Source organism: Enterobacter sp. N18-03635 (assembly GCF_004006055.1).
Classification (GTDB): Bacteria; Pseudomonadota; Gammaproteobacteria; order Enterobacterales; family Enterobacteriaceae; genus Enterobacter; species Enterobacter vonholyi.
The window spans coordinates 739363-763806 of sequence record NZ_CP034769.1; the positions used below are offsets into that span (position 1 = coordinate 739363).

Sequence of the window (24444 nt, forward strand, 5' to 3'; positions counted from 1 at the left end):
TTACACCCCTTCAGCGACATAGCGGGCAATGATGTCGCCCATTTCATCGGTACTGACTGCCGCCGTGCCGCGTGCTAAATCGCCGGTACGGACGCCTTCTTCTAACGCCCGGTTAATGGCGTGTTCAATTGCGGTTGCTGCATCGTCTGCATCCAGGCTGTAGCGCAGCAGCAGGGCCAGGGAGAGGATCTGCGCAATCGGGTTGGCAATGTTCTTGCCGGCGATATCCGGCGCGGAGCCGCCCGCAGGCTCGTACAGGCCAAAACCTTCTTCATTCAGGCTTGCGGATGGCAGCATTCCCATGGAGCCGGTGATCATTGCGCACTCGTCAGAGAGAATATCGCCGAACAGGTTGGAGCACAGCAGCACGTCAAACTGGGACGGATCCTTAATCAGCTGCATGGTCGCGTTATCGATGTACATGTGCGACAGCGTGACGTCCGGGTACTGCTTAGCGACTTCGCTGACGATCTCGCGCCACAGAATAGAAGACTGCAGCACGTTCGCTTTGTCAATGGAGGTCACCTTGTGGCGGCGTTTGCGCGCAGACTCAAAGGCGATATGGGCGATACGTTCAATTTCGAAACGGTGATACACCTCGGTGTCGAACGCTTTTTCATGCTGACCGCTGCCTTCGCGCCCTTTTGGCTGACCGAAATAGATCCCGCCGGTCAGTTCACGCACGCACAGAATGTCGAAACCGTTGGCGGCGATATCCGCGCGCAGCGGGCAGAACTCTTCCAGACCCTGATACAGCTTCGCCGGACGCAGGTTGCTGAACAGCTTGAAGTGTTTACGCAGCGGCAGCAGCGCGCCGCGCTCTGGCTGCTCTGCTGGCGGCAGGTGTTCCCATTTTGGACCACCGACGGAACCAAACAGCACGGCATCGGCATTTTCACAGCCTTCCACGGTCGCTTTTGGCAGTGGCGTACCGTGGTTATCAATCGCAATACCGCCCACATCGTAGTGGCTGGTGGTGATTTTCATCGCAAAACGCGCGCGAACGGCTTCCAGTACTTTCAGCGCCTGTGCCATCACTTCTGGGCCAATACCGTCACCCGGCAACACAGCAATATGGTAATTCTTCGACATTACACGGTTTCCTTGTTGTTCTCTTTATTCTGAGCTTTGCGTTGCAACTCTTTTTCGACTTCGGCGGCGCGCCAGATGTTGTTCAGAACATGCACCATCGCCTTCGCGGAGGATTCAACGATATCTGTCGCCAGGCCCACGCCATGGAAGCGGCGGCCATTGTAATTGACCACGATATCAACCTGACCCAGCGCATCTTTGCCGTGGCCCTTGGCCGTCAGGTCATATTTGACCAGCTCAACGTCGTACTCGGTGACGCGATTAATCGCCTGGTAAATCGCATCGACAGGGCCGTTACCGTTAGCTGCCTCTGCTTTAATTTCATCTCCGCAGGCCAGCTTGACCGAGGCGGTAGCGATGTCGCTGGACCCGGACTGCACGTTGAAGTAATCCAGACGGAAGTGCTCCGGCTCTTCCTGCTGTTTGTTGATAAAGGCCAGTGCTTCCAGGTCGTAGTCGAAGACCTGGCCTTTTTTGTCGGCCAGCTTCAGGAACGCGTCATACAGCTGATCCATGTTGTAATCGCTGTCCTTATAACCCATCTCTTCCATACGGTGCTTAACCGCCGCGCGACCAGAGCGGGAGGTCAGGTTCAACTGCACCTGATTCAGGCCGATGGATTCCGGGGTCATGATTTCGTAGTTTTCACGATTCTTCAGGACGCCATCCTGGTGAATACCGGAGGAGTGTGCGAAGGCGCCAGTGCCGACAATCGCTTTGTTGGCCGGAATGGGCATGTTGCAAATCTGGCTGACGGTCTGGCTGGTGCGCCAGATTTCGTTGTGATTGATGCGGGTGTGCACGTTCATGATGTCTTTGCGCACTTTGATCGCCATGACCACTTCTTCCAGCGAACAGTTGCCCGCACGTTCGCCGATGCCGTTCATCGCGCCTTCAACCTGACGCGCCCCGGCGTGGACGGCGGCGATGGCATTACCCACGGCCAGACCCAAATCATCGTGGGTGTGGACGGAGATAATTGCCTTATCAATATTTGGTACGCGGTCATACAGGCCGGTGATGATGTTGGAGAACTCAAACGGCATGGTGTAGCCGACGGTGTCCGGAATGTTGATGGTTTTCGCGCCCGCGTTGATGGCGGCTTCGACGACGCGCGCCAGGTCTTCGATTGGCGTACGGCCCGCATCTTCACAGGAGAATTCAACGTCATCGGTATAGTTGCGTGCGCGCTTAACCATGTAAACCGCGCGCTCAATCACCTCATCCAGCGTGCTGCGCAGCTTGGTTGCGATGTGCATGGGCGAGGTCGCAATAAAGGTGTGGATACGGAACGCTTCGGCCACCTTCAATGACTCGGCGGCAACGTCGATATCTTTCTCTACGCAGCGCGCCAGGGCACACACGCGGCTGTTTTTAATGGTGCGGGCGATAGTCTGGACGGATTCGAAATCACCCGGAGACGAGACAGGGAAACCGACCTCCATCACGTCGACACCCATACGTTCGAGAGCCAGCGCGATCTGCAGTTTCTCTTTAACACTCAGGCTTGCCTGTAATGCCTGTTCACCGTCACGTAAAGTAGTATCGAAAATAATGACTTGCTGGCTCATGGGTTAGGTCCTTGTCAGTCTTAGGGCGCCTTGCTACGAGCATAAAAAAACCCGCGCAGTGGCGCGGGTTTTTAGTCTTACTGGTGACGATTCAACGCTGAATTTCGCCCGCCAGTCTACCGCGCACAGTGGATGCGTTTAGTAGTAGTAGACCGGTGAAACGAATGGTGCGTGTCATGAATCGTGCTCCGTTAAATTCAATATGCTTTTAGTGGTACTGGATACGGCTGTTCATGTCAACCCCTGAAGATGAAAACGGGCCCGAGAGACGGAATCAACAGGTTATTAACTTTAGCTAATTGTGCTGGTTTTAGCTTTCGTAGCCCGACTAATTGTCTAATTTTGGACTTAATAAAAGAGTTGCAGAAACAAATAAATATAATTGTTTAAAATGAGTGAAATGTGTTGAAGAGAATGCTTTGTGCTTAAAGAGTTTGGATATCATTAAGTTATAAATACAGTGAATCTATTCCAGAACGTTGAAAAACGAAAAGAGATAACAGGTTGTTAAGTAACTGTAGATCGATAGCATTAACAGTTTAATAATACTTAAGTCATCGTTAACCTGATGGTAATTGTATATTTGTTTAGTTTATGGTTTCATTCAGATCCTAAAGTCAAACATATCATTTGCGCTCATTAATTTTCATTTATATAGAGTCTTTATATATTCCGAATTTTAAATAATTCTCTTTCGCTGATCGTATTTGCATGATAAATCATATTTTTCGAGATTATTACCGTACGATGGCAAAGGGAGTGTAGCGTGACAGTGGAGTCAGAAGTGCCAGAAAATAATATTAAACAACCTCAAGCTACTGATGGGATTAAACCGCAGTTACGCACGGTGGATCTGAATCTTCTGACGGTGTTTGATGCTGTCATGCAGGAACAGAATATCACCCGAGCGGCCCAAACGTTGGGGATGTCACAACCCGCCGTGAGTAATGCTGTTGCCAGACTTAAGCTCATGTTTAACGACGAATTATTCGTTCGCTACGGGAGGGGTATCCAGCCTACGGCTCGCGCGTTCCAGCTGTTCGGGTCTATTCGCCAGGCGTTGCAACTGGTCCAAAATGAGCTGCCGGGATCGGGCTTTGAACCCTTAAGCAGCGAGCGCGTATTCCATCTTTGTGTCTGTAGCCCATTAGATAATTATTTAACGTCAATTATTTATAATAAAGTTGAAGAGATCGCACCAAATATCAATCTTGTTTTTAAATCATCCCTGAATCAAAACACGGAACATCAGTTACGCTATCAGGAGATCGAGTTCGTTCTCGGGTATGAAGAGTTCCGTCGTCCGGAATTCTCCTGCGTGCCGCTGTTTAAAGATGAAATGGTTCTGGTCGCCAGTAAAAAACACCCACGCCTGAATTCTCCGCTGCGCGAAAACGATGTTTATAACGAGCAGCATGCCGTTGTTGCACTCGACAGATATGCTTCCTTTAGCCTGCCGTGGTATGACACTGCGGATAAACAGGCAAGCGTGGCTTATCAGGGCATGGCTATGGTCAGCGTATTAAACGTGGTCTCACAGACACAGCTGGTGGCGATTGCGCCGCGCTGGCTGGCAGAAGAGTTTTCTGACTCTCTAAATCTGCAAATTTTACCTCTGCCACTCAAACTAAATAGCCGTACCTGTTATCTTTCCTGGCATGAAGCAGCGGGGCGGGATAAAGGACATCAGTGGATGGAAGAGCTGCTGGTGGGCATTTGCCGTCGGTAAACGCATCAGGATAAATTGCATCGGATTATGTGATTTATCCTGATTTTTTTTAGATAATTGATATTTTGTTCTGTTGTTCTTTTTTTTGGGCTGCTCTCCGGCTCGCAAAAATAGATGATTTCCTGCGTTGTCGCGCTTTTCAGTGATGATTTATCACCCCATCCTCTATTCCCAGAGGAATTAACCATATCTTCAGTTAACGGCTGCTTTTTCTGCTTTACGCACCGTTTATCTCTCCAGGTTTGCTAATTGCCTGCCTCATAACGAGCGGTTAAGGTAAAGAACACTCTGCAAAATATAAGATTGGTTTCTCCCAATCGTAAGACGGTGCGGAAATGAATTCGGCATTCCGTCTATAACAAAATGCCTGGAGGCAAACCATGGAGATGTTGTCTGGCGCGGAAATGGTCGTTCGGTCGCTGATCGATCAGGGCGTAAAGCAAGTGTTCGGCTACCCTGGCGGTGCGGTTCTCGATATTTATGATGCGCTGCACACGGTAGGGGGCATTGACCATGTTCTGGTACGTCACGAGCAGGCGGCGGTACACATGGCTGACGGTCTGGCGCGGGCGACGGGTGAAGTGGGCGTGGTGTTAGTCACTTCCGGCCCCGGCGCGACAAACGCCATTACCGGCATTGCGACAGCGTATATGGACTCTATCCCGCTGGTGATCCTCTCCGGGCAGGTGGCAACCTCACTGATCGGTTACGATGCGTTTCAGGAGTGCGACATGGTCGGGATTTCACGTCCCGTTGTGAAGCACAGCTTCCTGGTCAAGCAAACGGAAGACATTCCCGGCGTACTGAAGAAAGCTTTCTGGCTGGCGGCGAGCGGACGCCCTGGACCGGTGGTGGTCGATCTGCCTAAAGATATCCTCAACCCGGCAAACAAGCTGCCTTATGTCTGGCCGGAAGCGGTCAGCATGCGCTCTTATAACCCAACAACGCAGGGGCACAAAGGGCAGATCAAGCGGGCGTTGCAAACGCTTCTGGCAGCCAAAAAACCGGTGGTCTATGTCGGAGGCGGTGCGATCAACGCTGCCTGTGAAGCCCAGCTTCGCGAGTTGGTTGAAAAACTCAACCTTCCTGTGGCGTCGTCGCTGATGGGACTGGGGGCGTTCCCCGCAACCCATCGTCAGGCGCTGGGTATGCTGGGTATGCACGGTACCTATGAAGCCAACATGACGATGCATCATTCCGATGTGATTTTTGCCGTCGGCGTGCGTTTTGACGATCGCACCACAAACAACCTGGCGAAGTATTGCCCTAACGCCACCGTGCTGCATATTGATATCGATCCAACGTCAATTTCAAAAACGGTATCGGCTGATGTGCCTATCGTCGGTGATGCCCGGCAGGTTCTGGAGCAAATGCTGGATCTGCTGGCTCAGGAGAGTGCGACCCAGCCGCTGGATGAGATCCGCGACTGGTGGCAGCAGATTGAACAGTGGCGCGCGCGTCAGTGCCTGAAATATGACACACAAAGTGAAAATATTAAGCCGCAGGCGGTCATTGAAGCGGTGTGGCGACTGACGAAAGGTGAGGCGTACGTAACCTCCGATGTGGGGCAGCATCAGATGTTTGCCGCCCTGTATTACCCGTTTGATAAACCGCGACACTGGATCAACTCCGGTGGTTTAGGAACAATGGGCTTTGGTCTGCCTGCCGCGTTGGGCGTGAAGCTGGCGCTGCCGAATGAAACCGTCGTCTGCGTAACGGGGGACGGCAGTATTCAGATGAACATTCAGGAGCTGTCTACTGCGCTGCAATATGAACTGCCGGTACTGGTGCTGAACCTGAATAACGGGTATCTCGGTATGGTGAAGCAGTGGCAGGATATGATCTACTCTGGCCGTCACTCTCAATCCTACATGAAATCGCTGCCAGATTTTGTTCGCCTTGCTGAAGCTTACGGCCATGTTGGCATGCGGGTGACCGATCCGGCAGAGCTGGAAACAAAGCTCGCGCAAGCGCTTGAGCACGTTAAAAACAACCGCCTCGTCTTTATGGATGTGATTGTTGATGGGACCGAGCACGTTTATCCGATGCATATTCGTGGAGGCGGTATGGATGAAATGTGGTTAAGCAAAACGGAGAGAACCTGATATGCGCCGGATATTATCGGTTTTACTGGAAAATGAGTCTGGCGCACTGTCGCGCGTCATTGGCCTTTTTGCGCAGCGCGGCTATAACATTGAAAGCCTGACCGTTGCCCCGACGGAAGATCCAACGCTGTCACGCATGACGATCCAAACTGTCGGCGATGCCAAAGTGCTAGAACAGATTGAAAAACAGCTGCATAAGCTGGTTGATGTGCTGCGCGTGAGCGAGCTGGGGCAGGGGGCCTATGTTGAACGTGAGGTCATGCTGGTGAAAATCCAGGCCAGCGGCTACGGGCGCGAAGAAGTTAAACGTAATGCGGATATTTTCCGCGGACAAATTATCGACGTTACGCCTTCTCTTTATACGGTTCAGCTGGTCGGGACAAGTGACAAGCTGGATGCTTTCCTGACGTCCGTGCGGGATGTGGCAAAAATTGTCGAGGTCGCGAGATCGGGTGTAGTGGGTCTGTCACGCGGCGAGAAAATCATGCGTTAGTTGTCAAAAAGGTTCGCCTCTTTCTGCCCGGTCACCAAAGCCGGGCTTTTTTTTGCGTAATCAGCCGACAACGCAGATAAAAGCGGTTGCCGCGAAGGCTTTTCTGCGTTTAGATGTTAAAAGATTTAACCATAACCTTGACAGGGCCATGGACTCTTTTCTTTTTTTAAGGGGCAATTGTGAAACTGGATGAAATCGCCCGGCTAGCCGGCGTGTCACGAACAACGGCCAGCTATGTGATTAACGGTAAAGCAAAGCAGTACCGTGTCAGCGACAAGACCGTTGAAAAAGTTATGGCGGTGGTTCGTGAGCATAACTACCATCCGAATGCTGTCGCAGCCGGTCTGCGCGCCGGGCGCACCCGCTCTATTGGTCTGGTGATCCCTGACCTGGAAAATACCAGCTATACCCGTATCGCCAACTATCTCGAACGTCAGGCGCGCCAGCGCGGCTATCAATTGCTGATTGCCTGCTCTGAAGATCAGCCCGACAACGAGATGCGCTGCATTGAACATCTTCTCCAGCGCCAGGTGGATGCCATTATTGTTTCGACCTCCCTACCGCCAGAACATCCGTTCTACCAGCGCTGGGCGAACGACCCGTTCCCAATCGTTGCGCTGGATCGTGCGCTCGATCGCGAGCATTTCACCAGCGTCGTGGGTGCGGATCAGGACGATGCAGAAATGCTGGCCGCAGAGCTGCGAACTTTCCCCGCTGAAACTGTGCTGTATCTTGGCGCGCTGCCCGAGCTTTCCGTTAGCTTCCTGCGTGAGCAGGGGTTCAGAACCGCCTGGAAAGACGATCCGCGCGAGGTTCACTACCTCTATGCCAACAGTTACGAGCGTGAAGCCGCAGCGCAGCTGTTCGAAAAATGGCTGGAGACACACCCGATGCCGCAGGCGCTATTCACCACGTCGTTTGCGCTGTTGCAGGGTGTCATGGATGTAACCTTACGCCGTGAAGGTAAACTCCCCTCTGATCTGGCGATTGCCACGTTTGGGGATAACGAGCTGCTCGACTTCCTCCAGTGTCCGGTGCTGGCGGTAGCACAGCGTCACCGTGATGTGGCTGAACGCGTGCTGGAGATTGTGCTGGCAAGCCTGGATGAGCCGCGCAAACCGAAGCCGGGCCTGACGCGTATCAAACGTAATCTCTATCATCGCGGAATTTTAAGCCGCCAAAAATGAAATGACCGGGGCGGGGAAATCTGCCCCATTTTGCTGCGATAAATCGTGCGGATAATTCCCGGAGAGAAATTAGGATAATTCTTGTGAGATCATAATCGCCTATTTTTCTTAATTCATTTTGGCTCTTAAATTGTCCTTTAAAGAACATCTCAGCGATTTTAAACAGCTATCTTTGTATTATTTTGTTACAAACCCTATTCGGCCGATGAATATTCAGACGTTTTTCCTCCTCCTGTAGCTGCTTACGTGGCAACTGCCGCGCTTACCCGGTGCCAGAGTGAATCTGGCGCTGTTATCCCCTGAGAATCTGTCATAAAATGCTGCCCGCGTCGCAAACTGACACTTTATATTTACCTGCGATGATATTGAGTGAGCTTTAACGCTAGTGTGCATATTCGGTTTTTTTCTTACAAATATTCATAACGTTAATTTTGCCTCGCCAGTTGTGCAGTTATTAACCAGGACTGTTTAACTCTGTAAATAGAGGGCTTTCGAGTCCTTACAGGGAGAGTCCTGGCTTGACAAGCTTTTCCCTCGCTCCGTAAACTCCTTTAGGTGGGAATTTGTGGGTTAAAGTGGTGAGGAGGGGTGAGACTGGCATGTTCCGTGGAGCAACGTTAGTCAATCTCGACAGCAAAGGGCGTTTATCGGTACCAACCCGATACCGCGACCAGCTGATTGAGAACGCTGCGGGTCAAATGGTTTGCACCATTGACATTAACTCCCCCTGCCTGCTGCTTTACCCCTTGCCTGAATGGGAAATTATTGAGCAAAAGCTGTCGCGACTGTCGAGCATGAACCCGCAGGAACGCCGCGTGCAGCGTCTGTTATTGGGACATGCCAGTGAATGTCAGATGGATAACGCAGGGCGGTTACTGATTGCCCCTGTGTTACGGCAACATGCCGGTCTGACCAAAGAAGTGATGCTGGTCGGGCAGTTCAACAAATTTGAACTGTGGGATGAAACGACCTGGTATCAACAGGTCAAGGAAGATATCGACGCTGAGCAGTCTGATTCCGCGACATTATCGGAACGGCTGCAGGACTTGTCTCTATAAATATGATGGAAAATTATAAACATAAAACGGTGTTACTGGACGAGGCCGTAAACGGTCTGAATATTCGTCCGGATGGCATCTACATTGATGGCACGTTTGGCCGCGGTGGTCACTCGCGTTTGATTCTCTCCCAGCTTGGAGAGGAAGGACGTCTGCTGGCAATCGATCGCGATCCGCAGGCAATTGCGGTTGCACAGACCATCAATGACCCACGCTTTTCCATCGTGCATGGACCTTTCTCTGCGCTCGCAGATTATGTTGCTGAGCGCGGCCTGACGGGCAAGATCGATGGGATTCTCCTCGATCTTGGCGTCTCTTCACCCCAACTTGATGATGCCGAACGTGGTTTCTCCTTTATGCGTGATGGTCCGCTGGATATGCGGATGGATCCGACGCGCGGTCAGTCTGCCGCTGAGTGGTTACAGACCGCTGACGAAGCCGATATTGCATGGGTCATCAAAACGTTTGGCGAAGAGCGCTTTGGCAAACGAATCGCGCGCGCCATCGTTGAGCGTAATCGCATTGAACCAATGACCCGCACCAAAGAGTTGGCCGAAGTGATCGCGGCGGCGACACCGGTGAAGGATAAGCACAAACATCCCGCGACCCGTACCTTCCAGGCGGTTCGCATCTGGGTAAACAGTGAACTGGAGGAAATAGAGCTGGCGCTAAAAAGCTCGCTCGACGTGCTGGCCCCGGGGGGGCGGTTATCCATCATCAGCTTCCATTCGCTGGAAGACCGTATTGTGAAACGCTTTATGCGTGAACAAAGCCGCGGTCCACAGGTACCAGCGGGGCTGCCGATGACGGAAGAACAACTCAGGAAGCTGGGTGGCCGTCAGTTGCGAGCATTAGGCAAGTTGATGCCGGGCGAAGAAGAAGTGGCAGAGAATCCACGCGCCCGTAGTTCAGTGCTGCGTGTTGCAGAGAGGACGAACGCATGATCGGCAGAGTGACAGAGACCCTAAGCAAAGTTAAGGATTCGTTAGGAAGCAACGAGCGCCATGCCTTGCCTGGCGTGATCGGCGACGATCTTTTGCGGTTTGGGAAACTGCCACTCTGTCTGTTCATTTGCATCATTGTCACGGCAGTTACGGTGGTGACCACCGCCCACCATACACGTTTATTGACTGCGCAACGCGAGCAGATGGTACTGGAACGCGATGCGCTGGATATTGAATGGCGAAATCTGATCCTTGAAGAAAACGCGCTCGGCGATCACAGCCGGGTTGAACGGATCGCAACGGAAAAGCTGCAACTGCAGCATGTTGATCCTTCGCAGGAAAATATCGTAGTACAAAAATAAGGGAAAACGCGACGCATGAAAGCAGCGGCAAAAACGCTAAAACCAAAACGTCAGGAAGAACAGGCCAACTTTATCAGTTGGCGTTTTGCGTTGCTATGCGGCTGCATTTTACTCGCTCTGGGTTTTCTGCTTGGACGCGTGGCCTGGCTACAAATCATCGCTCCTGACATGCTTGTACGCCAGGGTGACATGCGTTCCCTGCGCGTTCAGGAAGTGTCGACATCCCGTGGGATGATTACCGATCGCTCTGGGCGTCCGCTAGCGGTGAGCGTGCCGGTGAAGGCGATTTGGGCCGATCCTAAAGAACTGCATGATGCTGGCGGTATCACACTTGATAACCGCTGGAAGGCCCTTGCGGATGCGCTGAAGATGCCGTTGGACCAGTTAGCTTCACGCGTGAATACGAACCCGAGAGGGCGCTTTATCTATCTGGCACGTCAGGTGAACCCTGACATGGCGGACTACATCAAAAAATTGAAGCTGCCGGGGATCCATCTGCGTGAAGAATCCCGTCGTTACTATCCATCCGGCGAAGTGACTGCTCACCTCATTGGCTTTACTAACGTTGATAGCCAGGGGATTGAAGGCGTTGAAAAAAGCTTTGATAAATGGCTTACCGGCCAGCCCGGCGAGCGCATTGTGCGTAAAGACCGCTATGGTCGCGTGATCGAGGATATTTCCTCAACGGACAGCCAGGCCGCACACAACCTTGCGCTGAGTATCGATGAGCGATTACAGGCGCTGGTTTACCGCGAGCTGAACAATGCCGTGGCCTTCAACAAAGCGGAATCGGGCAGTGCTGTGTTAGTTGATGTCAGTACGGGTGAAGTGCTGGCGATGGCCAATAGCCCGTCCTACAACCCTAATAATCTTACCGGCACGCAGAAGGATGTTATGCGTAACCGTACCATCACCGACGTGTTCGAACCGGGTTCGACGGTTAAGCCGATGGTGGTCATGACTGCACTTCAGCGCGGTATCGTCAACGAAAATACCGTACTGAATACCATTCCATACCGAATTAACGGTCACGAAATCAAAGACGTGGCACGCTACAGCGAATTGACCCTGACCGGGGTATTACAGAAGTCGAGTAACGTCGGCGTTTCAAAGCTGGCGTTAGCGATGCCGTCCTCAGCGTTAGTAGAGACTTACTCACGTTTTGGACTTGGAAAGGCGACCAATTTGGGGTTGGTCGGAGAACGCAGTGGCTTATATCCTCAAAAACAACGGTGGTCTGACATAGAGAGGGCCACCTTCTCTTTCGGCTACGGGCTAATGGTAACTCCGTTACAGCTAGCGCGAGTCTATGCAACGATTGGCAGCTATGGCGTCTATCGTCCGCTGTCGATTACTAAAGTTGATCCACCGGTTCCGGGCGAGCGTATCTTCCCGGAATCTGTCGTTCGTACCGTGGTGCACATGATGGAAAGCGTGGCGCTGCCTGGCGGCGGCGGCGTGAAGGCGGCGATCAAAGGTTATCGCATTGCCATCAAGACCGGTACTGCGAAAAAGGTGGGGCCAGACGGCCGCTACATCAACAAATATATTGCCTATACCGCAGGCGTTGCGCCTGCAAGCAATCCGCGTTTTGCGCTGGTGGTCGTAATAAACGATCCACAGGCGGGTAAATACTACGGCGGCGCCGTCTCCGCGCCTGTGTTCGGGGCTATCATGGGCGGCGTGTTACGCACCATGAACATTGAACCGGATGCGCTGGCGACGGGCGAAAAAAGTGAATTTGTAATTAATCAAGGCGAGGGTACAGGTGGCAGATCGTAATTTGCGCGACCTTCTCGCTCCGTGGGTGCCAAATGCACCGGAGCGAGCACTGCGAGAGATGGTACTGGACAGCCGCGTGGCTGCTTCTGGCGATCTTTTTGTGGCGGTGGTCGGTCATCAGGCGGACGGGCGTCGTTATATCCCGCAGGCGATTGCGCAAGGTGTGGCTGCCATTATTGCTGAGGCCAAAGATGAGGCAACCGACGGTGAGATCCGTGAAATGCACGGGGTGCCGGTTATCTATCTCAGCCAGTTAAACGAGCGTCTCTCCGCGCTGGCGGGACGTTTTTATCACGAACCTTCCGACCAGCTGCGTCTGGTCGGCGTGACGGGCACGAACGGTAAAACCACCACCACGCAGCTGATGGCGCAGTGGGCCCAGCTGTTGGGTGAAACCGGTGCAGTGATGGGTACCGTAGGTAACGGCCTGCTGGGCAAAGTGAGCCCGACGGAAAACACCACCGGCTCGGCGGTAGACGTACAGCATGTGCTTGCAGGTCTGGCTGGGCAGGGGGCAACCTTTGCTGCGATGGAGGTCTCTTCGCACGGTCTGGTACAGCATCGGGTTGCGGCGCTGAAATTTGCCGCTTCAGTGTTTACTAACCTGAGTCGCGATCATCTTGATTATCATGGTGATATGGAGCATTACGAAGCCGCGAAATGGCTGCTGTTCTCCACTCACCATTACGGACAAGCCATCATCAACGCCGACGACGAAGTGGGCCGCCGCTGGCTGGCGAAGCTGCCGGATGCGGTTGCGGTGTCGATGGAAGACCATATCAATCCGAACTGCCACGGCCGCTGGCTGAAGGCGGTTGAGGTGAATTACCACGACAGCGGGGCGACAATCCGCTTTGCCTCTTCCTGGGGTGAAGGCGAAATTGAAAGCCGCCTGATGGGCGCGTTCAACGTCAGCAACCTGCTGCTGGCGCTGGCGACGCTGCTGGCACTGGGTTATCCGATGGCTGAACTGCTGAAAACCTCAGCGCGTCTGCAGCCGGTTTGCGGCCGTATGGAAGTGTTCAGCGCGCCGGGCAAACCGACCGTTGTGGTTGATTACGCCCACACGCCGGATGCGCTGGAAAAAGCGCTCGAAGCGGCGCGCCTGCACTGCGCCGGGAAGCTCTGGTGCGTGTTTGGCTGCGGCGGCGATCGCGATAAAGGCAAACGCCCGCTGATGGGGGCTATTGCCGAGCAGTTCGCAGATATTCCGGTAGTAACCGATGACAACCCGCGTACGGAAGAGCCGCGCGCCATCATCAATGACATTCTGGCGGGCATGCTGGACGCGGGCCGCGCTCGCGTGGTGGAAGGCCGTGCGGAAGCCGTGACCAATACCATTATGCAGGCGCAGGAGAATGATGTTGTCCTGTTAGCGGGCAAAGGGCATGAAGATTATCAGATCGTTGGCAATCGCCGTCTGGACTACTCGGACCGCGTAACGGCAGCTCGTCTGCTGGGAGTCGTGGCATGATTAGCATCACGTTACGTCAGGCCGCTGCAATCCTGAAGGGCGACCTGCACGGGCAAGACCTGACCATTGATGCCGTAACGACGGACACCCGCAAAATCGCTGCAGGCTGTTTGTTTGTGGCGCTGAAAGGCGAACGTTTTGACGCGCATGATTTTGCTGAACAGGCCAAAGAGAACGGCGCCGGTGCGCTGCTGGTCAGCCGCAAGCTCGATATCGATCTGCCGCAAATTGTGGTGAAAGATACGCGCCTCGCGTTCGGTGAGCTGGCTGCCTGGGTGCGTCAGCAGGTGCCTGCTCGCGTCGTCGCGCTGACCGGCTCATCCGGCAAAACGTCGGTGAAAGAGATGACGGCGGCGATCCTCGGCCAGTGCGGCAATACGCTTTATACCGCGGGCAACCTCAATAATGACGTCGGCGTGCCGATGACATTGCTTCGCCTGACCAAAGAACATGACTATGCGGTGATCGAGTTAGGAGCAAACCACCAGGGCGAAATCGCCTGGACCGTGAGCCTGACTCGCCCGGAAGCTGCGCTGGTGAATAACCTCGCGGCTGCGCACCTGGAAGGTTTTGGCTCGCTGGAAGGCGTGGCGAAAGCGAAAGGTGAGATTTATACCGGCCTGCCGGATAACGGTATCGCTATTCTGAACGCCGATAACAACGACTGGCTGAACTGGCAGAGCATCATTGGCTCGCGTAAAACCTGGCGCTTCTCGCCAAATGCGGCCAACAGTGATTTTACGGCGACCAATATCCATGTGACGTCCCACGGCACCGAGTTCACCCTCACGACCCCAACGGGGGGCGTGGAGGTTCTGCTGCCGCTGCCGGGTCGCCATAACATCGCCAATGCCCTTGCGGCGGCGGCGCTGTCAACGGCGGTGGGCGCTACACATGAGGCGATCAAAGCCGGGCTGGCGAACCTGAAAGCCGTGCCGGGTCGTCTGTTCCCGATTCAGCTTTCGGAAAACAAACTGCTGCTGGATGACTCCTACAACGCGAACGTTGGTTCAATGACGGCGGCGGTGCAGGTGTTATCAGAAATGCCGGGCTACCGCATCATGGTGGTTGGCGACATGGCAGAGCTGGGCGACGAAAGCGAAGCCTGTCATACCCAGGTTGGCGAAGCGGCGAAAGCTGCGGGGCTGGACTGTGTACTGAGCGCAGGAAAACTGAGCCAGGCGATTAGCCAGGCCAGCGGCGTTGGCGAGCATTTTGCCGATAAAACCGCGTTGATTGAGCGCCTTAAGGCATTAATTACAGAAAAACAAATTGTGACTGTATTAGTTAAAGGTTCACGTAGTGCCGCCATGGAAGAGGTTGTGCACGCATTACAGGAGAACGGGACATGTTAGTTTGGCTGGCCGAACATTTGGTCAAATATTATTCAGGCTTTAACGTCTTTTCGTATCTGACGTTTCGCGCCATCGTCAGCCTGCTGACTGCGCTGTTCATCTCGTTGTGGATGGGCCCGCGCATGATTGCCCGTCTGCAAAAACTCTCTTTCGGCCAGGTTGTGCGTAACGACGGTCCGGAATCGCACTTCAGCAAACGCGGTACCCCGACCATGGGCGGGATCATGATCCTGACCGCCATCGTCGTTTCCGTGCTGCTGTGGGCGTATCCCTCCAACCCGTACGTCTGGTGCGTTCTGACGGTACTGGTGGGTTATGGGATCATCGGTTTTGTTGATGATTACCGCAAAGTCGTTCGTAAAGATACTAAGGGCCTGATCGCGCGCTGGAAATATTTCTGGATGTCGGTGATCGCGCTTGGCGTAGCCTTCGCGCTGTATCTGGCAGGCAAAGACACACCTGCCACCGAGCTGGTTGTGCCGTTCTTCAAAGACGTTATGCCGCAGTTGGGGCTGTTCTACATTCTGCTGGCCTACTTTGTGATTGTCGGCACCGGCAACGCCGTTAACCTGACCGACGGTCTGGATGGCCTGGCCATTATGCCAACCGTCTTTGTGGCCGCCGGTTTTGCGCTTGTGGCGTGGGCGACCGGTAACATGAATTTCGCGAACTATCTGCACATCCCTTATCTGCGCCATGCGGGTGAGCTGGTGATCGTTTGTACCGCGATTGTCGGCGCGGGGCTGGGCTTCCTGTGGTTCAACACCTATCCGGCTCAGGTCTTTATGGGTGACGTCGGTTCTCTGGCTTTGGGCGGTGCGCTCGGCATTATCGCCGTACTGCTGCGTCAGGAGTTCCTGCTGGTGATCATGGGCGGCGTGTTTGTGGTTGAAACCCTGTCGGTGATTTTGCAGGTCGGTTCCTTCAAGCTGCGCGGTCAGCGCATCTTCCGCATGGCGCCGATTCACCACCACTATGAACTGAAAGGCTGGCCGGAGCCGCGCGTTATTGTGCGCTTCTGGATTATTTCGCTGATGCTGGTGCTGATTGGCCTGGCAACGCTGAAGGTACGTTAATCATGGCAGATTACCAGGGCAAAAAAGTCGTTATCATCGGGTTGGGCCTTACGGGGCTCTCCTGCGTGGACTTTTTCCTCGCACGCGGCGTGACGCCACGCGTGATGGATACGCGTGTCTCTCCGCCGGGTCTGGACAAACTGCCGGAACAGGTTGAACGCCACCTTGGTGGTCTGAATGATGACTGGCTGCTGGCAGCCGATCTGATTGTCGCAAGCCCAGGTATGGCGCTGGCGCATCCTTCGCTGAGCGCTGCCGCGGATGCGGGTGTGGAAATTGTCGGCGATATCGAGCTGTTCTGCCGTGAAGTGCAGGCGCCCGTTATCGCGATTACCGGTTCTAACGGTAAAAGCACCGTCACCACTCTGGTGGGTGAAATGGCGAAAGCGGCAGGCATGAACGTCGGCGTTGGCGGTAACATTGGTTTACCTGCTCTGATGCTGCTGGACAAAGGCTGTGAGCTGTTCGTGCTGGAACTCTCCAGCTTCCAGCTGGAAACGACTTCCAGCCTGCATGCTGCGGCTGCGACGATCCTCAACGTGACTGAAGATCATATGGACAGGTATCCATTTGGCCTGCAGCAGTACCGTGCCGCTAAGCTCCGCGTTTATGAAAATGCCAAAGTCTGCGTTGTTAATGCCGATGACGCGCTGACCATGCCGGTGCGTGGCGCAGACGATCGCTGTATCAGCTTCGGTATCACGATGGGGGATTATCATCTGAACCGCCAACTGGGTGAAACCTGGCTGCGCGTGAAGGGTGAGAAAGTGCTGAACGTGAAAGAGATGAAGCTCACAGGTCAGCACAACTACACCAATGCCCTGGCGGCGCTGGCGCTGGCGGATGCTGTAGGGCTGCCGCGCTCCTCCAGCCTGAAAGCGTTAACCACGTTTTCAGGTCTGGCGCACCGTTTCCAGCTGGCGCTGGAGCACAACGGCGTGCGCTGGATCAACGACTCCAAAGCCACCAATGTGGGCAGCACGGAGGCCGCGCTGAACGGGCTGCACGTTGACGGCACCCTGCATCTGCTGCTGGGCGGCGACGGTAAGTCTGCTGATTTCTCGTCCCTGAAGCCGTATCTCTCCGGCGATAACATCCGCCTGTACTGCTTCGGCCGTGACGGCAGCGAGCTTGCTGAACTGCGCCCTGAGGTTGCCGAGCAAACTGAAACCATGGAACAGGCGATGCGGCTGATTGCCCCTCGCGTGAAGCCAGGCGATATGGTGCTGCTCTCTCCGGCCTGTGCCAGCCTCGATCAATTCAAGAATTTCGAACAGCGTGGTGATGTCTTTACCCGCCTGGCGAAGGAGTTAGGCTGATGCGTTTATCTCTCCCTCGCCTGAAAATGCCGCGCCTGCCAGGATTTGGGATCCTGGCATGGCTGTTTGCGGCGCTCAAAGGCTGGGTGATGGGCTCTCGTCAAAAAGATAACGACAGCCTGATCATGTACGACCGCACGCTGTTCTGGCTCACGATGGGGCTGGCGGCGGTAGGCTTTATTATGGTGACGTCGGCATCAATGCCCGTCGGGCAGCGTCTGGCGAACGATCCTTTCCTGTTTGCCAAACGTGATGGTCTTTACATCATCCTGGCGTTCTGTCTGGCGCTGGTGACCTTGCGTCTGCCGATGGAGTTCTGGCAGCGGCACAGCACGGCGATGCTGATCGCGTCGATTATTATGCTGCTGATCGTACTGGTGGTGGGCAGCTCCGTTAACGGGGCATCCCGCTGGATCGCCTTCGGTCCGCTGCGTATTCAGCCTGCGGAATTTACCAAGCTCTCCCTGTTCTGCTACCTGGCTAACTACCTGGTGCGTAAGGTAGATGAGGTGCGTAACAACCTGCGCGGCTTCTTAAAACCGATGGGCGTGATTCTGGTGCTGGCGGTATTACTGCTGGCGCAGCCTGACCTCGGTACCGTTGTCGTGCTGTTCGTTACCACCCTGGCCATGCTGTTCCTGGCGGGCGCGAAACTGTGGCAGTTCATCGCTATTATCGGGATGGGGATTTCGGCGGTTGTGCTGCTGATCCTCGCCGAGCCTTACCGTATTCGCCGTGTGACCTCGTTCTGGAACCCCTGGGAAGATCCGTTCGGCAGCGGTTATCAGCTGACGCAGTCGCTGATGGCCTTTGGTCGCGGTGAAGTCTGGGGACAGGGGCTGGGGAACTCGGTACAGAAACTCGAGTATTTACCGGAAGCGCATACTGACTTCATCTTCTCCATTATTGCGGAAGAACTGGGTTATATCGGTGTGGTATTAGCGCTATTAATGGTATTCTTCGTCGCTTTCCGCGCCATGTCCATCGGCCGGAAAGCGCTGGAGATCGATCACCGCTTCTCAGGCTTCCTGGCCTGCTCAATTGGTATCTGGTTTAGCTTCCAGGCATTGGTTAACGTCGGGGCCGCAGCGGGTATGCTGCCGACCAAAGGTCTGACGTTGCCGTTGATCAGTTATGGTGGTTCCAGTCTGTTGATTATGTCGACGGCCATCATGCTGTTGTTGCGCATAGATTATGAAACGCGTCTGGAAAAAGCCCAGGCGTTTACACGAGGTTCACGATGAATCAACCGAAGCGGTTAATGGTGATGGCTGGCGGTACCGGCGGACACGTGTTCCCGGGGCTTGCGGTTGCGCACCATTTAATGGATCAGGGCTGGCAGGTACGCTGGCTGGGAACCGCAGACCGCATGGAGGCCGACCTGGTACCGAAACACGGTATCGAGATCGACTTTATTCGTATTTCCGGCCTTCGGGGCAAAGGCCTCAAGGCAATGCTGCTGGCACCGGTGAGTATTTTTAACGCCTGGCGTCAGGCGCGCACCATTATGAAGCGCTTTAAGCCCGATGTGGTGCTGGGCATGGGGGGCTATGTCTCGGGTCCTGGCGGGCTGGCGGCATGGTCGTTAGGCATTCCCGTTGTGCTGCATGAACAGAACGGTATTGCCGGTCTGACTAACAAATGGCTAGCGAAAATCGCCACTAAAGTCATGCAGGCGTTTCCCGGCGCGTTCCCAAAAGCGGACGTAGTGGGTAATCCGGTGCGTGTCGACGTGCTGGCGCTGCCGCTGCCGGACGCTCGCCTGACGGGCCGTGAAGGGCCGGTTCGTGTGCTGGTCGTCGGCGGCTCTCAGGGCGCGCGTATCTTGAACCAGACGATGCCGCAGGTAGCTGCAAAGCTGGGCGATACCGTGACCATCTGGCACCAGAGCGGTAAAGGCGCTCAGCAGACCGTTGAGCAGGCTTACGCAGACGAAGGTCAGCCGCAGCATAAAGTCACAGAGTTTATCGACGACATGGCGGCAGCGTATGCCTGGGCCGATGTCGTGGTCTGTCGCTCAGGCGCGCTGACGGTGAGTGAGATCGCCGCCGCGGGTCTGCCGGCCCTGTTTGTGCCGTTCCAGCACAAAGACAGACAGCAGTACTGGAATGCGCTGCCGCTTGAGAAAGCCGGTGCCGCGAAAATTTTTGAGCAGCCACAATTTACCGCCGACGCGGTCGCCACCACCCTGGCGGGCTGGAACAGAGACGCACTGCTGGAGATGGCACAACGCGCGCGCGCGGCCGCTATCCCTGATGCGACGGAACGGGTGGCAAAAGAAGTGAGCCTGGCAGCCCAGGCTTAACCCTCGCAGCGCGTGTTGCGCTGCACGAATTTTAAGTAGTCGATGGCGTTTAGAGAATGAATACACAACAACTGGCAAAACTGCGTTCAATCGTGCCCGAGATGCGTCGCGTCCGGCACATTCACTTTGTTGGCATCGGTGGTGCTGGCATGGGCGGTATTGCCGAAGTGTTAGCTAACGAAGGCTATCAGATCAGCGGGTCTGACCTGGCGCCAAACCCTGTTACGCAGCAGCTGGCGTCGCTTGGGGCGACTATCTATTTCAACCATCGTCCGGAAAACGTGCGCGATGCGAGCGTGGTGGTGGTCTCAAGCGCCATCTCCTCTGACAACCCTGAAATCGTTGCTGCGCACGAAGCGCGGATTCCGGTGATCCGCCGTGCAGAAATGCTGGCGGAACTGATGCGTTTTCGTCACGGCATCGCCATTGCCGGGACCCACGGTAAAACCACGACCACGGCGATGGTTTCCAGTATTTATGCGGAAGCGGGGCTCGATCCGACGTTCGTCAACGGCGGTCTGGTCAAAGCCGCAGGCGTGCATGCACGTCTGGGCCACAGTCGTTATCTGATTGCCGAAGCGGATGAGAGCGACGCGTCGTTCCTGCACCTGCAGCCGATGGTGGCGATTGTCACTAACATCGAAGCTGACCATATGGATACATACCAGGGTGACTTCGAGAACTTAAAGCAGACCTTCATCAACTTCCTGCACAACCTGCCGTTCTATGGACGTGCGGTAATGTGCGTAGACGATCCGGTGATCCGCGAGCTGCTGCCGCGCGTGGGTCGTCAAATCACCACCTACGGCTTCAGCGAAGACGCTGACGTTCGCGTGGAGGAGTACAAACAGATTGGCGCGCAGGGACACTTCACGCTGGCGCGTCAGGACAAAGAGCTGCTGCACGTCACGCTGAATGCACCAGGGCGCCATAACGCCCTCAATGCCGCAGCGGCAGTGGCCGTCGCGACGGAAGAAGGCATTGATGATGATGCGATTCTGCGCGCGCTGGAAAGCTTCCAGGGCACCGGTCGCCGTTTCGACTTCCTCGGTGAATTCCCGCTGGATGCCGTGAACGGTAAAGCCGGTTCGGCGATGCTGGTGGACGACTACGGCCACCATCCGACCGAAGTGGACGCCACCATTAAAGCCGCACGCGCGGGCTGGCCTGACAAAAATCTGGTGATGATCTTCCAGCCGCACCGCTTCACGCGTACGCGCGATCTGTATGACGATTTCGCCAGCGTCCTGTCACAGGTAGACACCCTGTTAATGCTGGACGTATACGCCGCAGGCGAGACGCCGATTCCAGGGGCTGACAGCCGCTCCCTGTGCCGTACAATCCGTGGACGCGGTAAGGTTGACCCTATTCTGGTTTCTGACCCTGCGCAGGTGGCGGAAATTCTGGCACCGGTCCTGACGGGTAACGATTTGATTCTGATTCAGGGCGCGGGAAATATCGGCAAAATCGCCCGTACCTTAGCTGAAATCAAACTGAAGCCGCAAACCCAGGAGGATGAGCATCATGGCTGATAAGATTGCTGTCCTGTCTGGCGGCACCTCTGCTGAACGCGAGGTTTCCCTGAATTCCGGCGCGGCTGTGCTGGCGGGCCTGCGGGAGGGTGGCGTCAACGCGCACCTGGTCGACCCAAAAGAGGTCGACGTGACGCAATTAAAAGCCATGGGCTTCGATAAAGTCTTTATCGCTTTGCATGGTCGTGGTGGTGAAGACGGAACCCTGCAGGGGCTTCTTGATCTGATCGGCCTGCCGTACACCGGCAGCGGCGTGATGGCTTCCGCTATCTCAATGGACAAACTGCGCAGCAAGCTGCTGTGGCAGGGGGCAGGGTTACCTGTCGCACCGTGGGTGGCGCTGACGCGTCGCGAATTTGAATTGGGCCTTTCGGATAGCGTTAATGCACGCATTGCTGAACTGGGCTTACCGGTTATTGTAAAGCCCAGCCGGGAAGGCTCCAGCGTGGGAATGTCCAAAGTCGACAAAGCTGAAGATCTTTCGTCCGCTTTAGCACTGGCATTTCAACATGATGAAGAAGTTCTGATTGAAAAATGGCTTAGCGGGCCGGAATTTACCGTCGCGATGCTCGGCGAAGAAATTTTACCGTCAATCCGTATCCAACCCGCCGGAGTCTTCTATGATTATGAGGCGAAGTATCTCTCTGATGAGACGCAATATTTCTGCCCAAGTGGTCTTGAAGCTGAGCGTGAAGCCGATTTACAGTCCCTGGTGCTTAAAGCCTGGCATATTCTGGGTTGTCAGGGCTGGGGACGCATCGACGTGATGCAGGACGGTGATGGACAATTTTATCTGCTGGAAGCCAATACCTCTCCGGGAATGACCAGCCACAGCCTTGTGCCGATGGCCGCGCGTCAGGCGGGGATGAGTTTCTCGCAGTTAGTCGTACGCATTCTGGACCAGGCGGGCTGATATGTCTCAGGCTGCATTGAACACGCGCAACCGCGATGACGAGGACGAATACACCTCTTCACGCCGCAGTAATGGAACGCGTCTTGCAGGCATCATTTTCCTGCTCGGGGTGCTGTGCACCGTGTTTATCAGCGGCTGGATGGTCCTGGGCTGGATGGAAGATGCGCAGCGGTTGCCGCTCTCTAAGCTGGTGGTCACCGGTGAGCGTCACTATACGCGTAACGATGATATTCGCCAGTCAATACTGGCGCTGGGCTCGCCTGGCACTTTCATGACTCAGGACGTCAATATTATCCAGAGCCAGATTGAACGTCTGCCATGGATAAAACAGGCGAGCGTAAGAAAGCAATGGCCTGATGAATTGAAGATTCATCTGGTTGAATATGTGCCCATTGCGCGTTGGAATGATCAGCACATGGTTGACGCAGACGGAAATTCCTTCAGCGTCCCGGCCGATCGTGTCAACAAGCAAAATTTACCGATGTTGTATGGCCCTGAAGGCAGCGAAAACGAAGTGTTACAGGGTTTTCGCGAAATGGGTCAGGTGCTGGCGAAGGACAGGTTTACGTTAAAAGATGCTGCCATGACGGCGCGCCGTTCCTGGCAGCTGACGTTAACGAACGGCATTAAGCTCAACCTGGGACGCGGGGACACCATGAAGCGTCTGGCGCGTTTTGTCGAACTTTACCCGGTTTTACAGCAGCAGGCACAGACTGACGGCAAACGGATAAGCTACGTTGATTTGCGCTATGACTCAGGCGCAGCAGTCGGTTGGGTACCGGCTCCGGTCGAGGAACCTAATCAGCAACAGAATCAGGCACAGGTACAGGCAGAACAACAATGATCAAGGCGACGGACAGAAAACTGGTAGTTGGACTGGAGATTGGCACTGCGAAGGTTGCCGCTTTAGTAGGGGAAGTTCTGCCCGACGGTATGGTCAATATCATTGGCGTAGGCAGTTGCCCTTCCCGTGGTATGGATAAAGGTGGGGTAAACGATCTTGAATCGGTGGTGAAATGCGTTCAGCGCGCCATCGATCAGGCTGAACTGATGGCAGATTGCCAGATTTCTTCTGTCTATCTGGCCCTTTCTGGTAAGCACATTAGCTGCCAGAACGAAATTGGTATGGTGCCGATTTCCGAAGAAGAAGTGACGCAGGAAGATGTTGAAAACGTAGTGCACACGGCGAAATCCGTGCGTGTCCGCGATGAGCATCGCGTATTGCACGTGATCCCGCAGGAATATGCGATTGACTACCAGGAAGGGATCAAGAACCCGGTCGGTCTTTCTGGCGTACGTATGCAGGCAAAAGTGCACCTGATCACATGTCACAACGATATGGCGAAGAACATTGTAAAAGCCGTTGAACGTTGTGGCCTGAAAGTTGACCAACTTATTTTCGCGGGTCTGGCGGCAAGTTATTCCGTGCTGACAGAAGATGAACGTGAACTGGGTGTCTGTGTGGTCGATATTGGTGGTGGTACAATGGATATCGCCGTCTATACCGGCGGTGCGTTGCGCCACACTAAAGTGATCCCTTATGCCGGGAACGTTGTGACCAGCGATATTGCTTACGCTTTTGGTACGCCGCCGAGCGATGCAGAAGCGATTAAAGTGCGCCACGGCTGTGCGCTGGGGTCTATCGTTGGCAAAGATGAGAGCGTTGAAGTGCCGAGCGTCGGTGGTCGTCCACCGCGTAGCCTGCAGCGCCAGACGTTGGCAGAGGTGATTGAGCCGCGCTATACCGAGCTGCTCAACCTGGTCAACGAAGAGATTTTACAGTTACAGGAACAGCTTCGTCAGCAGGGTGTTAAGCATCATCTTGCGGCGGGGATTGTATTAACCGGCGGTGCAGCGCAAATTGAAGGTCTTGCGGCCTGTGCTCAGCGCGTGTTCCATACGCAGGTGCGTATTGGTGCGCCGCTGAATATCACCGGTTTAACGGATTATGCTCAGGAGCCGTATTATTCAACGGCTGTGGGCCTGCTTCACTACGGGAAGGAATCTCATCTCAGTGGTGAAGCAGAAGTGGAAAAACGCGTCTCAGTGGGGTCGTGGGTCAAACGACTGAACAACTGGTTGCGAAAAGAGTTTTAATTTTTTTAAGAGACCGGAGAGAATTAGCGGTCTCGGGCGACAGGCACAAC

Annotated in this window: 20 protein-coding genes; 18 read left to right on the forward strand and 2 right to left on the reverse strand. The window is 54.7% G+C overall.

The genetic code is table 11. The features are described 5' to 3' along the window. A complete protein-coding gene (leuB, locus tag ELK40_RS04225) occupies positions 1-1092 on the reverse strand; it encodes a 3-isopropylmalate dehydrogenase (protein WP_115876446.1) in 1092 nt (363 codons plus the stop codon). Further along, positions 1092-2663 (reverse strand): 2-isopropylmalate synthase, encoded by a 1572-nt coding sequence (gene leuA / locus ELK40_RS04230; protein WP_127729606.1) that lies wholly within the window; start codon positions 2661-2663, stop codon positions 1092-1094. Before leuA ends, leuB begins: the two co-directional genes overlap by 1 nt. A 766-nt stretch (positions 2664-3429) precedes the next feature. On the opposite strand from leuA, the gene leuO reads away from it, so the two are divergent. The 18 genes from leuO to ftsA all read left to right on the forward strand — a co-directional run bounded on the left by leuO (position 3430) and on the right by ftsA (position 24394). Next, on the forward strand, positions 3430-4392 hold the full coding sequence (gene leuO / locus ELK40_RS04240; protein WP_274242016.1) for a transcriptional regulator LeuO: 963 nt from the start codon (positions 3430-3432) through the stop codon (positions 4390-4392). Between the two features lie 380 nt (positions 4393-4772). Then, positions 4773-6497, forward strand: a complete 1725-nt coding sequence (gene ilvI / locus ELK40_RS04245; protein WP_115876442.1) for an acetolactate synthase 3 large subunit — start codon at positions 4773-4775, stop codon at positions 6495-6497. A 1-nt stretch (position 6498) separates the two neighbouring features. Next, on the forward strand, positions 6499-6990 hold the full coding sequence (gene ilvN, locus ELK40_RS04250) for an acetolactate synthase small subunit (RefSeq protein WP_045907792.1): 492 nt from the start codon (positions 6499-6501) through the stop codon (positions 6988-6990). 179 nt (positions 6991-7169) lie between these two features. After that, positions 7170-8177, forward strand: a complete 1008-nt coding sequence (gene cra / locus ELK40_RS04255; protein WP_008501993.1) for a catabolite repressor/activator — start codon at positions 7170-7172, stop codon at positions 8175-8177. A gap of 599 nt (positions 8178-8776) precedes the next feature. Continuing rightward, on the forward strand, positions 8777-9235 hold the full coding sequence (gene mraZ, locus ELK40_RS04260; protein ID WP_021240528.1) for a division/cell wall cluster transcriptional repressor MraZ: 459 nt from the start codon (positions 8777-8779) through the stop codon (positions 9233-9235). 2 nt (positions 9236-9237) lie between these two features. After that, the gene (gene rsmH / locus ELK40_RS04265; protein WP_021240527.1) at positions 9238-10179 is read left to right on the forward strand and encodes a 16S rRNA (cytosine(1402)-N(4))-methyltransferase RsmH; all 942 of its coding nucleotides are present in this window, start codon (positions 9238-9240) and stop codon (positions 10177-10179) included. Next, positions 10176-10541: a cell division protein FtsL gene (ftsL, locus tag ELK40_RS04270; protein ID WP_008501989.1), complete on the forward strand. Its 366-nt coding sequence runs from the start codon at positions 10176-10178 to the stop codon at positions 10539-10541. Before rsmH ends, ftsL begins: the two co-directional genes overlap by 4 nt. 15 nt (positions 10542-10556) lie before the next feature. After that, positions 10557-12323 carry a peptidoglycan glycosyltransferase FtsI gene (locus tag ELK40_RS04275; RefSeq protein WP_111964042.1) on the forward strand — a complete coding sequence of 589 codons (1767 nt, stop codon included), beginning with the start codon at positions 10557-10559 and terminating at the stop codon, positions 12321-12323. Then, entirely contained in the window at positions 12310-13797 is a 1488-nt protein-coding gene (murE, locus tag ELK40_RS04280) for a UDP-N-acetylmuramoyl-L-alanyl-D-glutamate--2,6-diaminopimelate ligase (RefSeq protein ID WP_048979011.1), read from the forward strand. Before ELK40_RS04275 ends, murE begins: the two co-directional genes overlap by 14 nt. Further along, positions 13794-15152 (forward strand): UDP-N-acetylmuramoyl-tripeptide--D-alanyl-D-alanine ligase, encoded by a 1359-nt coding sequence (gene murF / locus ELK40_RS04285; RefSeq protein WP_127729608.1) that lies wholly within the window; start codon positions 13794-13796, stop codon positions 15150-15152. The genes murE and murF overlap by 4 nt, the downstream gene beginning before the upstream one ends. Continuing rightward, on the forward strand, positions 15146-16228 hold the full coding sequence (gene mraY, locus ELK40_RS04290; RefSeq protein ID WP_008501985.1) for a phospho-N-acetylmuramoyl-pentapeptide-transferase: 1083 nt from the start codon (positions 15146-15148) through the stop codon (positions 16226-16228). The genes murF and mraY overlap by 7 nt, the downstream gene beginning before the upstream one ends. A gap of 2 nt (positions 16229-16230) precedes the next feature. Further along, on the forward strand, positions 16231-17547 hold the full coding sequence (gene murD, locus ELK40_RS04295; protein WP_111964039.1) for a UDP-N-acetylmuramoyl-L-alanine--D-glutamate ligase: 1317 nt from the start codon (positions 16231-16233) through the stop codon (positions 17545-17547). Continuing rightward, positions 17547-18791: a cell division protein FtsW gene (ftsW, locus tag ELK40_RS04300; RefSeq protein WP_115876438.1), complete on the forward strand. Its 1245-nt coding sequence runs from the start codon at positions 17547-17549 to the stop codon at positions 18789-18791. The genes murD and ftsW overlap by 1 nt, the downstream gene beginning before the upstream one ends. Then, positions 18788-19852, forward strand: a complete 1065-nt coding sequence (gene murG / locus ELK40_RS04305; RefSeq protein ID WP_127729610.1) for an undecaprenyldiphospho-muramoylpentapeptide beta-N-acetylglucosaminyltransferase — start codon at positions 18788-18790, stop codon at positions 19850-19852. Before ftsW ends, murG begins: the two co-directional genes overlap by 4 nt. Positions 19853-19908: 56 nt before the next feature. Beyond that, a complete protein-coding gene (gene murC / locus ELK40_RS04310; RefSeq protein WP_115876437.1) occupies positions 19909-21384 on the forward strand; it encodes a UDP-N-acetylmuramate--L-alanine ligase in 1476 nt (491 codons plus the stop codon). After that, on the forward strand, positions 21377-22297 hold the full coding sequence (locus ELK40_RS04315) for a D-alanine--D-alanine ligase (RefSeq protein WP_127729612.1): 921 nt from the start codon (positions 21377-21379) through the stop codon (positions 22295-22297). The genes murC and ELK40_RS04315 overlap by 8 nt, the downstream gene beginning before the upstream one ends. 1 nt (position 22298) lies before the next feature. Then, a complete protein-coding gene (ftsQ, locus tag ELK40_RS04320) occupies positions 22299-23141 on the forward strand; it encodes a cell division protein FtsQ (RefSeq protein WP_111964036.1) in 843 nt (280 codons plus the stop codon). Next, entirely contained in the window at positions 23138-24394 is a 1257-nt protein-coding gene (gene ftsA, locus ELK40_RS04325; RefSeq protein ID WP_023334508.1) for a cell division protein FtsA, read from the forward strand. The genes ftsQ and ftsA overlap by 4 nt, the downstream gene beginning before the upstream one ends. The last annotated feature ends 50 nt before the right edge of the window (positions 24395-24444 follow it).